The following is a 12,939-nucleotide window of genomic DNA, read 5'->3' on the forward strand; positions in this document are numbered from 1 at the left end:
TGGGCGGTCGCGGGTGGGGAAGGACGGGTTGATGCAGGAGGGATGCGGGTTCCGGGCCGGCGGCGAAGGTGCGGCGCCGACGCCGCCCTACCCGCCGACGACCCCGTCCAGCACGCCGCCCCTCGGGTGAGGCGCGCTCACTCCCACTCGATGGTGCCCGGCGGCTTGCTGGTGACGTCCAGCACCACCCGGTTGACCTCGGCGACCTCGTTGGTGATCCGGGTGGAGATCCGGGCCACCACGTCGTAGGGCAGCCGGGACCAGTCGGCGGTCATCGCGTCCTCGCTGGAGACCGGGCGCAGCACCACGGGATGCCCGTAGCTGCGCCCGTCACCCTGCACGCCGACGCTGCGCACGTCGGCCAGCAGCACCACCGGGAACTGCCAGACACCCCGGTCCAGACCGGCGGCGGTCAGCTCCTCGCGCGCAATCAGGTCGGCCTGGCGCAGCAGGTCGAGCCGTTCCTGATCGACGGCGCCGATGATCCGGATGGCCAGGCCGGGGCCGGGGAACGGGTGCCGCCAGACCATGGCCTCGGGCAGGCCCAGCTCCAGGCCGAGCGCGCGGACCTCGTCCTTGAACAACGTGCGCAGCGGCTCGACCAGCGCGAACTTCAGGTCCTCCGGCAGGCCGCCGACGTTGTGGTGGCTCTTGATGTTGGCGGTGCCGGTGCCGCCGCCGGACTCGACCACGTCCGGGTAGAGGGTGCCCTGGACCAGGAACTCCACGTCGGCGTGCGAGGCGATCTCGCGGGCGGCGGCCTCGAAGACCCGGATGAACTCCCGGCCAATGATCTTGCGCTTCTGCTCGGGGTCGGTCACCCCGGCCAGCGCGCCGAGGAACCGGTCCTGGGCGTCGACCACCTTCAGTTTGATGCCGGTGGCCGCTACGTAGTCCTTCTCCACCTGCTCGGCCTCGCCGGCGCGCAGCAGACCGTGGTCGACGAAGACGCAGGTGAGCTGGTCACCGACGGCCTTGTGCACCAGCGCGGCGGCGACCGCCGAGTCCACCCCGCCGGACAGGCCGCAGATGACCTCCTTGTCGCCGACCTGGGCGCGGATCCGGGCCACCTGCTCGTCGATGATGTTCTCGGGAGTCCAGGTCGGCTCGATGCCGGCGATGTCGTACAGGAAGCGCTTCAACATCTCCTGGCCGTGCGCGGTGTGCCCGACCTCCGGGTGGAACTGCACGCCGGCCCGACGCCCGGCCACGTCCTCGAAGGCCGCCACCGGCGCGCCCGCCGACTCGGCGGTCACCGTGAAGCCCTCGGGGGCCTCGGTGACGCAGTCGCCGTGGCTCATCCAGACCGGCAGGTCGGCCGGCAGGTCGCGGAGCAGCACACCGGGGTCGAGGAGGCGGGGGCGCAGTGGCGTACCGCCGTACTCGCGGTTGCCCGTCCGCGCGACGGTGCCGCCGAGCGCCTGGGCCATCGCCTGGAAGCCGTAGCAGATGCCGAAGACAGGCACGTCGGCCGTGAACACGCCGGCGTCGATCTGCGGGGCGTCCGGCGCGTAGACGCTGGCCGGACCGCCGGAGAGGATGATCGCGGCCGGGTTCTTCGCCAGCATCTCGGCGACCGGCATCGAGTGCGGCACGATCTCGGAGTAGACCTTCGCCTCGCGGACCCGGCGTGCGATGAGCTGGGCGTACTGGGCTCCGAAGTCCACCACGAGGACGGGGCGAGGCAGGCTCATGTGCACAAAGCCTACCGACAGTCACGCCCGCTCCCGGCACCGGCTCGCCCCTCGCGCCAGCGTGGGTCAGGCGCGCAGCGCGCCCGGGGCGTGGGCCGGGACAGACGGATGGGCCGGGGGTACGGCCGCCAGCCGGCGGTACGGCGCACCCAGGGGCGGGCGGGGATCCTCCTCGCCCCGGTTGGGCCAGAAGGACATCGCCCGCTCCGCCTGCGCGGTGATCGTCAGCGACGGGTTGACCCCCAGGTTGGCCGAGACCGCCGCGCCGTCCACCACGTGCAACCCCGGATGGCCGTACACCCGGTGCCAGGGGTCGATCACCCCGTCGGCCGGGTTGGCGCCGATCACCGCCCCGCCCAGGATGTGCGCGGTCATCGGAATGTCGAACGGTTCGGTGAGCGAGCCGCCGGGGGTGCCGCCGATCTCCTCGGCGAGCAGTCGGGCCGCGGTGTTGCCGGCCGGGATCCAGGTCGGGCTCGGGGTGCCGTGGCCCGGGCCGGTGACCAGCCGACGACCGAAGGCGCCGCGCCGCCACCGGGTGGTCAGGGAGTTGTCCACCGACTGCATCACCAGGGCGATCACCGTCCGCTCCGACCAGCCCCGGACCGACAGCATCCGGGCGGCCAGCCCCGGTTGCCGCACGATGCTGGCCAGCCAGCGCCGTACCCGGTGCGGACCGCCGTCGACCAGCAGCGACTGGAGCAGCCCCATCGCGTTGGAACCGCGCCCGTAGCGGACCGGCTCGATGTGGGTCTGCGCGTCGGGGTGGAAGGAGCTGGTGATGGCCGCCCCGACGCTGAAGTCCAGTCCCTCGGCCCGGGCCCGCCGGCGCGGTACCGAGGCGCCCAGGATGGCCTCCGAGTTGGTCCGGGTCAGCTCGCCCAGGCGCGGCGAGAGCGCCGGCAAGGCGCCGTCGGCCTTCATGGCGTGCAGCAGTCGTTGGGTGCCGAGCGCGCCGGCGGCGAAGACCACCTGGTCGGCCTGGATCACCTGCCGCCCGCCCCGCAGCCACGCGCCGGTGCGGACGGTGTGCACCTCGTACCCGCCGGAGGCGGGTCGGACGGCGGTCACCGTGGTCAACGGGTGCACGGTGGCGCCCTGCCGCTCGGCGAGCCACAGATAGTTCTTGACCAGCGTGTTCTTGGCCCCGTGCCGGCAGCCGGTCATGCACGAGCCGCAGTGCAGGCAGCCGGTGCGCTCCGGGCCGGCGCCGCCGAAGTACGGGTCGGCGACCCGTTGACCGGGGCGGCCGATGTGCACGCCGACCGGGGTGGCGTGGAAGGTGTGGCCCACCCCCATCCGCTCGGCCACCGCGCGCATGGCGCGGTCCGCGCCGGTGTCCATCGGGTACGTGGTGACGCCGAGCATCCGCTTCGCCTGGTCGTAGTGGCGGGCCAGCTCGTCGCGCCAGTCGGTGATGTCCCGCCACTGCGGGTCGGCGTAGAAGGCCGGCAGCGGTTCGTAGAGGGTGTTCGCGTAGACCAGCGAGCCGCCGCCCACCCCCGCCCCGGAGAGCACGAGCACGCCACCGCCGGATCGCCGGTCGGCGGGGCGGAGCAGGGTGAGCCGCTGGATGCCGTAGCAACCCAGCTTCGGCGCCCACAGGAACCGCCGGGCGCGCCACGACGTCTGCGGGAACTCGTCGTCGGCGAAGCGCCGGCCGGCCTCCAGGACGCCGACCGAGTAGCCCTTCTCCGCCAGCCGGAGCGCGGTGACGCTGCCGCCGAAGCCGGACCCGATGACGACCACGTCGTACCGCATGGACGCATCATTACTCGTCAGTAGCGCTCGCGCCAGCGGCAGTTTTCGCGCGATCATGCAGCGGCCGCCCGACCCGGCACCTTCTGGCCGCAACCCGGAGTACCTGTCGGAGCGTTGTTCTCCAGACGGGTGGAAGGAATTGACGATGATCCTCGGGTCGATGGCACCGCGCCGGCGGTGGCTGCTGCTGGGCCTGGTGGCCCTCGCCGCCGTCGCGTTGATCGCCGCCGGGGCGGTGGTCGTCACCCGGTTAACCGGCGACGACAAGCCCGGCGGTGCCCCGGTGGCCGGTTCGCCGACCCCGTCGCCGGTCGTCACCCCCACCCCCAGCCCCAGTGGTCCGCCGCCGGGCGCGAACATCACCGGCCCGCTGACGCTGCTGCTGGTCGGTGTGGACACCCGGGTCAGCGTGCCCGGCTGGGAGCCGCACGCCGACGCCGTGCTGGTGCTGCACGTGCCCAAAGGGCTGGGCCGGGCGTACCTCTTCTCGCTCCCCCGCGACCTGCTGGTGGACATCCCGGCGTTCCCGAAGGCCGACTACAAGGGCGGCAAGACCAAGCTCACCCACGCCATGAGCTTCGGCAGCCGGGTGCCGGGCAAGCCCAAGCAGCCGAGCACCCCCCAGGGGTACGAGCTGCTGCGCAGCACGGTCAGCGGCTACACCGGCCTGCGCATCGACGCGGGCGCGGTGCTCACCTTCAACGGGTTCGACCGGCTCGTGAACGCCCTCGGCGGGGTGGACATCTACGTCGACCAGCGGGTCGCCTCGCTGCACCGCCGGCCGGACGGCAAGTACCGGCAGAGCGCCCCCGGCGGGTACACCGGGCCGCAGCAGGTGTACGAGAAGGGCAACCGGCATCTCAACGGCTGGCAGGCGTTGGACTACGCGCGGCAGCGCTACATCACCGGCGGCGACTACGCCCGGCAACGCCACCAGCAGCAGCTGATCCGCGCGCTGACCCGCAAGATCCTGGACGAGGGTCTGGCCCGGCAACCGGAGCGGGTGGACCAGGTGGTCGCCGCGCTCGGCGACACCCTCGTGTACGTGGGCGGCAATCGGATCGTCGACCTGGCGTACGCGCTGAGCGGGGTGCCGGAGGACCGCTTCGTGCTGGTCGGGCTGCCCGGCTCCGGAGTCGGAAAGGGCAGCGCCTACCGCGGCGAACAGCTCACCAGCGAGGGCCGGAAGTTCATCACCGAGCTGCGCGCCGGCCGTGCCGACGCCTACCTGTCCGCCCACCCCACCCTGGTGGTCAAGAACTGACCCTGGTCAGAGTCGCTTCGGCGGGGCGGGCTTCTTGGTGCCGTACAGCCAGGCGTCGAAGAGCGCATCGAGTTGCTTGCCGGAGATGCGCTCGGCCAGGGCCACGAACTCGGGGGTCGTGGCGACGCCGTTGCGCTTGTCCGCGGCCCAGGTCTTGACGATCTCGAAGAACGCCTTGTCGCCGACGGCCACCCGCAACGCGTGCAGGGTCATCCCGCCGCGCTGGTAGACGGACTCGCTGAACAGCTCCTTCACCCCCGGCTTGCCCGGTGGCGTCTTCCACACCGCGGCGGGCACCCGGGCGTACCGGATGTCGAACGCCTCCTTGGCCGTGGACTCCTTGGTGTGCTCGGCCCAGAGCCACTCCGCGTACGTCGCGAAGCCCTCGTTGAGCCAGATGTCCTCCCACTTGGCCAGCGCCACGCTGTCGCCGAACCACTGATGGGCCAGCTCGTGTGCGACCACCCCGGTGTTCTCGCCCTGCCGGAAGAACCCGCCGGAGTACACCGGGCGGCTCTGCGTCTCCAGCGCGTACCCGATGCGGCTGTCGGACACGACCACGCCGCCGTACGCGTCGAACGGGTACGGCCCGAACACGCTCTCGAGGTAGTCGGCGACCTTGACGGTCTGCGCGATCGACGTGTCCGCGGGGCCCTTGGCCAGCTTGGTGGTGACCGCGCTGTACACCGGCCGGCCCTTGTGCTCGCCGGTGGTGACCCGGAACTTGCCGATCACCAGCGTGCTCAGGTAGCTGGCCATCGGCGACTTCTCCGACCACTTCCAGGTGGTCCAGCCGTCCTTGCTGGTCTTGCCGCCGGGCACGCCGTTGCTGACCGCGGTGAGCCCGTCCGGGACGGTGATCTCCAGGTCGTAGGACGCCTTGTCGGACGGGTGGTCGTTGACCGGGAACCAGGTGCTCGCCGACTCGGGCTGTCCCAGCGCGATCGCACCGTCGGAGGTGTGCAGGAACCCGCCGTCGCCGAGCACCTCGTTCTTCAGCGGCTTCGGCACCCCCGCGTAGGTGATCTCGGCGACGAACCCGTTGCCGTTGATCAGGCCCGCCGCCGGCTTGACCACCAGCTCGTTCTTGTCCCTGGTGTGGGTGGCCGGGGCGCCGTCCACGGTGACCCTCTCGACGGTCAGGCCGGCGAGATCCAGGTTGAACGTCGACAGGTCGGCCGTCGCGGTGGCCTGCACCGTGGCGGTGCCGGTCAGCCGGTCCTTCGCCGGGTCGTAGCGCACCTTGACGGTGTACCGCCCGACGTCGTAGCCGCCGTTGCCGTAGCTCGGGAAGTAGTCGTCGCCGGCCCCCGCGGCGCCGGCGGCGAACGCTCGCGCCGGTGTGGGGGACGTGCTCGGCGACGGCGCCGCCTCCGGGGCGGTCGAGTCGCATCCGGACAGTACGAGCGCGCCGGTCACCAGCAGTCCGGCACCCACCCGCAGCCTGCGCCGCGTCACCCTCATCACGAGCCCTTCCGGTACGGATGCGGTGGCGGCCGCGCCGCCCCGCGCGACGGGCGTCCTCCGCCGATCGCAGGCGGCAGCCTATCGACCGACGATCACGGCCCCGTCACGGCAGGGTGGGGGCGGAACCGCCCACCAACCAGGCGTCGAGGAGCGGTCGCAGCTGCCGGCTCGACACCCGCTCGGCGAGCGCGACGAAGTCCGACGTGGTCGCGTTACCGGCCGCCCGCTCGGCGGTCCAGGTACGCAGGATCCGGAAGAACATGTCGTCGCCGACGGTGCGGCGCAGCGCGTGCACGGTGAGCGCCCCGCGCTTGTAGACGGCGGTGCCGAACATGCGCTCCCGGCCCGGCTCGACCGACGGCTGTGTCCAGTCGGTCGCCGCGTACTGGAGTTCGAAGTTGCGCTGCGCGCTACGACCGCCGTCGTGCTCCTCCCACAGCCACTCGGCGTAGCTGGCGAAGCCCTCGTTCAGCCAGATGTCGCCCCAGCGGCTCAGGGACACGCTGTCGCCGAACCACTGGTGGGCCAGCTCGTGCGCGACGACTCCCGGGTTCGGCCGGTCACCGAGAAAGAAGGCGGGGCCGTAGACCGGTCGGGACTGGGTCTCCAGGGCGTAGCCGATCCGGTCGTCGGCGACGACGATCCCGCCGTACGAGTCGAAGGGGTACGGGCCGAAGCGGCTGGCCAGGAAGTCGACGATCTCCCCGGTGCGGGCCACCGAGCTGGCCGCGCCGCCGTTCGCCGGCAGGCTCGTCGCCACGGCGGTGACCATCGGCCGACCGGCGTGGGTGCCACTCACCACCCGGTAGTTTCCGATCACCAGGGTGCTCAGGTAACTGGCCATCGGGGCACGCTCCGACCAGCGCCAGGTGGTCCAGCCGTCGGCGCTGCTCTGCGGGCCGGGCACCCCGTTGCTCAGCGCGGACAGCCCCTCCGGGACGGTCACCGCGATGTCGTAGCTGGCCTTGTCCGACGGGTGGTCGTTGACCGGGAACCAGGTGGCGGCGGAGTCGGGTTGACCGAGCGCGACCGCGCCGTCGGCGGTGTGCAGAAAGCCACCGGCGCCCAGTTCACCGTCGACGGCAGGGGCGGGTACGCCCGCGTAGTCGACCGTCGCCGTGAACTGCCGACCGCGGGGCAGTCCGTCGCGTGGGGTCACCACGAGTTCGTCGCCGTCGCGGCGGTGCTCGGCCCGCGCGTCCCCGATGCTGACCGAGCCGACGGCCAGACCGTGCAGGTCCAGGTTGAACCGGGACAGGTCCTGGGTGGCCGTGGCCGTGATGACGGCACGGCCGGTGAGCCGGTCGCTCGTCGGGTCGTAGCGGACGTCGAGGCCGTAGTGCGTGACGTCGTAGCCGCCGTTGCCGCGCCCGGGCACGTACAGGTCACCGGCGTCGGCGGCCCCGGGCCGGAACCCGTCGGTGTCCGCGCCGGTGCAGCCGGACGCGATCAGTACGACAGCGCAGGCCAGCGCGGCTGCGGTGGCGGCCAGGCGGCTGCCGGTGGGTGTCCGTCCGGTCCGGACCATGCACATTCCTCCTGCGGCAAACCATGGTCAGGACGAGCGTAGTCAGCACCGCCGGGCGCGCGGCCTATATCGACGATCATCAGTTACTTTCGTCGAATCACACAAAAGTTGGCTCTGATCAATACTTTCTTTCCGCTTCGACCGTCGTTAGTGTCTGACTCCAAGATGTAACGCGTTCGGAACAATCAGACGCGGAACGGGCGCTCGGCGGCGCCCCGCGACCGGACTCTCGTCGCACCTCTGCTGATCGTCATCGACGGCAACCGCCGTCGCGAAAGGTGGAACGATGCCAGACCAGACCGCACCCAACGCCTCCACTGCCGGCCGGCTCAGCCGCCGGTCCCTGCTCGCCGCCTCCGCCGGCGCCGCCGCCGCGCTCGGCGCGGCCGGCCTGCCGGTCCTCGCCACCGGCACCCCCGCACTCGCCGACCCCAAGGACAAGGGCCGGAGCAAGCTGCGGGTCGAGCCGCTGATCCCGTCGAAGAACCGCGGCATCATCCTCTACAGCGTCCGGGACCGGATCACCGCCGCGCCCGACGACAGCGGCGTGCCGTACGGCTTCGAGCGGGTTCTCGCCCGGCTCGCCGAAATCGGCTACAAGGAGATCGAGTTCGCCGGCTACACCCAGAGCACCGAGATCCTGGGCCGGCAGATCACCCCGCGCGAGATCCGCAAGATCCTCGACGACAACGGCCTCGTCGCCAACGGCACCCACGCCTCGATCGAGGCGGCCACCTTCCAACAGCAGTTGGACATCGCCGAGGAACTCGGCATGAAGAACATCGGCACCGGCAGCGACCCGACCAACAGCCCGTACAAGGCCGACTGGGACGCCGCCGCCGACACCTGGAACGAGCTGGGCCGGCAGGCCCGGGCCCGGGGACTGCGGCTCTACACCCACAACCACGACGTCGCGTACAGCTTCCTGCTCGACTCCGGGCCGCTCGACGAGCAGGGCCGCCCCACCCGCTCGTCGGGCATCCGGCGGCTGGAGTACTTCTTCGGAAAGACCGACCCCCGGTACGTCTTCTTCGAGTTCGACATCTACTGGGGTTACGTCGCCCGCTACAAGCACCAGAAGTACGTCGACCCGGCCGGCCGCGAGAAGACCGGCCTGTTCGACCCGATCCTCAACGTGGCCGACCGGACCACCCGGTTCCCGCTCTTCCACGCCAAGGACGGCGACCGGGACACCAGCGTGCCCAACGGCCACCAGATGACCCCGCTCGGCGAGGGCGACATCAACTTCCAGCAGTTCTTCCAGACCATCGGCGAGCGGGACTTCCACCACGCCAACTGGGAGATGGACACCGCCCCCGGCGGCGCCGCCAACCAGGCCCAGTCGATGGACTTCGCGGCGCTCAGCTACCGCAACATGGCCGACCTGACCATCTACCTCAGGAAGTAGCGGAAAGGCCGGCCCCGCACCACGGCGGGGCGGCCTCTTCCGGCGTCTGATCGAACGGGTGTCAGCGGTCGAGGACCAGGCCGACCTTCTGGAACTCCTTGAGGTCGCGGTAGCCGCACTTGGCCATCGCCCGACGCAGCCCGCCGAACAGGTTGAGCTGACCGTCGGCCTCGTCGGCCGGGCCGAAGAGCAACTCCTCCATCGACCCGAGCGGCTCACCGGCCACCTCGAACGCGCCCCGCGGCAGCGACGGGTGGCTGGCCGCCGAGTGCCACCAGGCACCACCGGCGGGCGCCTCGTCGCAGAGCGACAACGGCTCACCGAGCATCACCGCGTCCGCGCCGCAGCCGAGCGCTTGGCGATGTCACCGGAGGTCTGGATGTCACCGTCGGCGATCAGGTGCACGTACCGCCCGCCGGTCTCGTCGAGGTAGTCACGGCGGGCCGCCGCCGCGTCGGCGATCGCGGTGGCCATCGGCACCCGGATCCCCAGCACCGACTCGGTCGTCGACCACTCGTCGCCACCGATGCCCACGATCACGCCGGCCGCGCCGGTACGCATCAGGTGCAGCGCCGTCTTGTAGTCGGTGCAGCCGCCCACGATCACCGGCAGGTCGAGGTCGGCGATGAACTCCTTGAGGTTCAGCGGCTCGTCGGTGGTCGACACGTGCTCGGCCGACACGATGGTGCCCTGGATGACCAGGATGTCCACCCCGGCGTCCAGGATCACCGGGGCCAGCGCGAGGGTGTGCTGCGGGGAGACCCGCACCGCCACCGTGCCCCCACCGGCGCGCAGCTCACGCACCCGCTCGGCGATCAGGTCGGGGCGGATCGGCTCCGCGTACACCTCCTGGAGCCGCTTGGTGGCGCGGGCGTCCTCGTCGAGGCCGGCCAGCTCGTCCAGCACCTTGGTCGGGTTCTCGTAGCGGGTCCACAGCCCCTCGACGTTGAGCACGCCGAGGCCGCCGAGCTGACCGAGCCGCACCGCGGACGACGGGCTCATGGTGGCGTCGGAGGGGTGCCCGACGCACGGGATGCCGAACGGGTAGGCGTCGAGCTGCCAGGCGGTCGAGACGTCGTCGACGTCCCGGGTCCGACGGCTCGGCACGATGGCGATGTCGTCCAGGTGGTAGCCGCGCTGCGCGGTCTTGCCCAGCCCGATCTCGACCACGTCACGCATGGGGGACTCCAGGTTGTTGGGGGATGGTCAGCGGGAGTGGTAGTTGGGCGCCTCGACGGTCATCTGCACGTCGTGGGGGTGGCTCTCCTTGAGCCCGGCCGCGGTGATCCGGATCAGCTGGCCACGCTTGTGCAGCTCAGGGATGGTCGCGGCGCCACTGTAGAACATGCCCTGCCGCAGGCCGCCGACAAGCTGGTGGGCGACGGTGGCGAGCGGGCCACGGTACGGGACCTGCCCCTCGATCCCCTCCGGGATCAGCTTCTCGTCGGCGACCACGTCGTCCTGGAAGTAGCGGTCCTTGGAGTACGACTTCTGCACACCCCGGCTCTGCATGGCGCCGAGCGATCCCATCCCCCGGTAGGACTTGAACTGCTTGCCGTTCATGAAGATCAGTTCGCCGGGGCTTTCCTCGCAGCCCGCGAGGAGGCTGCCCAGCATCACCGAGTCGGCGCCGGCGACGAGGGCCTTGGCGATGTCGCCGGAGTACTGCATCCCGCCGTCACCGATCACCGGTACGCCCAGCGGCCGGCAGGCCCGGACCGCCTCCATGATCGCGGTGATCTGCGGTACGCCGACGCCGGCGACGACCCGGGTCGTGCAGATCGACCCGGGGCCGACCCCGACCTTGACGGCGTCCGCGCCGGCCTCGGCCAGCGCGCGGGCCCCGGCGTAGGTGGCCGAGTTGCCCCCGATCACCTGGACGTCGGTCTCCCGCTTCAGGCTCTGGATCATCTCGACGATGGCCCGGCTGTGGCCGTGCGCCACGTCCACCACGATCACGTCCACCCCGGCGTCGACCAGGGTCCGGGCCCGCTTGTACGACTCCTCGCCGAAGCCGATCGCGGCGGCGACCCGCAGCCGGCCCGACGAGTCCTTCGTCGCCAGCGGGAACTGCTCGCTCTTGGTGAAGTCCTTGACGGTGATCAGACCGCGCAGCCGACCGCCCGCGTCGACCAGCGGCAGCTTCTCGACCTTGTGCTTGCGCAGAAGGTCGAGCGCGTCTGCCTTACTCACCCCGACCGGCGCGGTGATCAGCGGAAGCTTGGTCATGATCTCGTGCACCGGTGTGGCCGGGTCGGAGACGAACCGCATGTCGCGGTTGGTGATGATTCCCACCAGGGCGCCGTCGGCATCGGTCACCGGCAGCCCGGAGATCCGGAACTTCGCGCAGAGCCGGTCGACGTCGCGCACCGTGTCCTCGGGCGAGCAGGTCACCGGGTTGGTGATCATGCCGGACTCCGAGCGCTTCACCAGGTCGACCTGCTGGGCCTGGTCCTCCATCGAGAGGTTGCGGTGCAGGACCCCGATGCCGCCGTTGCGCGCCATCGCGATCGCCATCCGCGCCTCGGTCACCGTGTCCATCGCGCTGGAGACCAACGGGATCGCGATCTCGATCTCCCGGGTCAGCCGCGTGCGGGTGTCCACCTCGCTGGGGGCCACGTCCGACTCGCCCGGCTGAAGCAGCACGTCATCGAAGGTGAGACCGAGCGGAACCACCCGGGCCGAGCCGGTCGGCAACTCGGGCAGGTGGCCGCCCAGGTCGGCGTACTCGGCGCCGGCCGGAAGATCGGTGCTGGGCGAATTTTCCACGATTGCTCCCCTGAGCTGCTCGGATGGGCTTCAGCGAGGTGGCACGGTCGGGCACCGGAGCGCGCCACGGTGCCGGCACGTCGTGCCATCGTACCCAGTGAGCTGGGCGGCTCCTCGGGTGGCGGGCCGGCCCGTCGCGCGCCCGGGGGCGGACGTCCCCGCCGCGTTGGGTCTACGGTGAGGGGGTGCACGACGAGCCCATCGACCCGTTCAACGGCGACCCGGCCGACCCGACTGCGGGGCTGGACGACCCGGGCGACGACGCGACGCCGGATCCGCTGACCGACGTCGAGCGGCAGGACGTGTTGGAAGACCTCGCCGACCTGGAGATCTACCAGGCCCTGCTCGCGCCGATCGGTGTCCGCGGGCTCGTGATCGAATGCGAGGACTGCCGGGAGCCGCACTACTTCGACTGGGACCTGCTCCGGGGCAACCTGCGCCACCTGCTCAACTCGGGGCGGCCCCGCGTGCACGAGCCCGCGTACGACCCGGACCCGGACCACTACGTCACGTGGGACTACGCCCGCGGGTACGCCGACGGGGTGCACGACACGCTGACCGAGGGCACCGAGGACGAACCGGGCACCACCCCCGCGACGGACTGAGCCTCCGCCTGCGGCTCAAGATCGCGCTGCGACAGGGAAACAGTGGCCTCCCCGATTGGGGAAACCACCACATCCCGGATCGAGCGCGATCATGCCGCGCGGGGCCCGCAGGGCCGTCAGGCGACCAGGCCGGCGCGGAACCCGGCGGCCACCGCGTGTGCCCGGTCCCGGGCGCCGAGCTTGCGGAACAGCCTGCGGGCGTGGGTCTTGACGGTGTCCTCCGACACGAACAGCTCCCGGCCGATCTCCGCGTTGCTCTTGCCCTCGGCCATCCCCAGCAGCACCTGAAGCTCCCGCTCGGTGAGCCCGATCGCCCGCGCGGGCCGGGCGCCCGGAGCGGGGCGGGCCGGGTCGCTCTGCTCGCCCGGCGGCTCGCCGTTCGCCGGCTCGGCCTCGTCGTCACCCCGCTGCACCGGCACCGAGGGCACCCCCGCCGGCCCCTC

9 protein-coding genes and 1 pseudogene are annotated in these 12,939 nt (G+C 71.5%); 3 read left to right on the forward strand and 7 right to left on the reverse strand.

All coding sequences use genetic code 11. The annotated features are described in order from the left end of the window. Window positions 1-137: 137 nt before the first annotated feature. Complete coding sequence (gene guaA, locus JNW91_RS24385; protein WP_203177747.1) at window positions 138-1,694, reverse strand: glutamine-hydrolyzing GMP synthase; 1,557 nt, start codon at window positions 1,692-1,694, stop codon at window positions 138-140. A gap of 66 nt (window positions 1,695-1,760) precedes the next feature. Further along, on the reverse strand, window positions 1,761-3,455 hold the full coding sequence (locus JNW91_RS24390) for an FAD-dependent oxidoreductase (RefSeq protein ID WP_203177748.1): 1,695 nt from the start codon (window positions 3,453-3,455) through the stop codon (window positions 1,761-1,763). Between the two features lie 145 nt (window positions 3,456-3,600). Here JNW91_RS24390 and JNW91_RS24395 point away from each other — a divergent pair, with 145 nt between their 5' ends. Next, window positions 3,601-4,719, forward strand: a complete 1,119-nt coding sequence (locus JNW91_RS24395) for an LCP family protein (RefSeq protein WP_203177749.1) — start codon at window positions 3,601-3,603, stop codon at window positions 4,717-4,719. Between the two features lie 6 nt (window positions 4,720-4,725). Here JNW91_RS24395 and JNW91_RS24400 read toward each other — a convergent pair whose 3' ends face one another. Beyond that, complete coding sequence (locus JNW91_RS24400) at window positions 4,726-6,183, reverse strand: M1 family metallopeptidase (protein ID WP_203177750.1); 1,458 nt, start codon at window positions 6,181-6,183, stop codon at window positions 4,726-4,728. Window positions 6,184-6,289: 106 nt separating this feature from the next. Further along, on the reverse strand, window positions 6,290-7,714 hold the full coding sequence (locus JNW91_RS24405; RefSeq protein WP_203177751.1) for a M1 family metallopeptidase: 1,425 nt from the start codon (window positions 7,712-7,714) through the stop codon (window positions 6,290-6,292). A 286-nt stretch (window positions 7,715-8,000) separates the two neighbouring features. On the opposite strand from JNW91_RS24405, the gene JNW91_RS24410 reads away from it, so the two are divergent. Then, entirely contained in the window at window positions 8,001-9,122 is a 1,122-nt protein-coding gene (locus JNW91_RS24410) for a sugar phosphate isomerase/epimerase family protein (protein ID WP_203177752.1), read from the forward strand. Window positions 9,123-9,183: 61 nt separating this feature from the next. Here JNW91_RS24410 and JNW91_RS24415 read toward each other — a convergent pair. Together JNW91_RS24415 and guaB are read right to left on the reverse strand one after the other, a co-directional pair. Continuing rightward, a pseudogene (locus JNW91_RS24415) lies at window positions 9,184-10,301 on the reverse strand (GuaB3 family IMP dehydrogenase-related protein). 27 nt (window positions 10,302-10,328) lie between these two features. Continuing rightward, window positions 10,329-11,891, reverse strand: a complete 1,563-nt coding sequence (guaB, locus tag JNW91_RS24420; RefSeq protein WP_203177753.1) for an IMP dehydrogenase — start codon at window positions 11,889-11,891, stop codon at window positions 10,329-10,331. Window positions 11,892-12,076: 185 nt separating this feature from the next. On the opposite strand from guaB, the gene JNW91_RS24425 reads away from it, so the two are divergent. After that, entirely contained in the window at window positions 12,077-12,496 is a 420-nt protein-coding gene (locus JNW91_RS24425; RefSeq protein WP_203177754.1) for a DUF5319 domain-containing protein, read from the forward strand. A 116-nt stretch (window positions 12,497-12,612) separates the two neighbouring features. On the opposite strand, the gene JNW91_RS24430 is transcribed toward JNW91_RS24425, so the two are convergent. Continuing rightward, a partial coding sequence (locus tag JNW91_RS24430) for a response regulator transcription factor (protein ID WP_203177755.1) occupies window positions 12,613-12,939 on the reverse strand: 327 nt, incomplete at its 5' end.

The organism is Micromonospora parastrephiae (assembly GCF_016802865.1).
GTDB classification, from domain to species: domain Bacteria; phylum Actinomycetota; class Actinomycetes; order Mycobacteriales; family Micromonosporaceae; genus Micromonospora; species Micromonospora parastrephiae.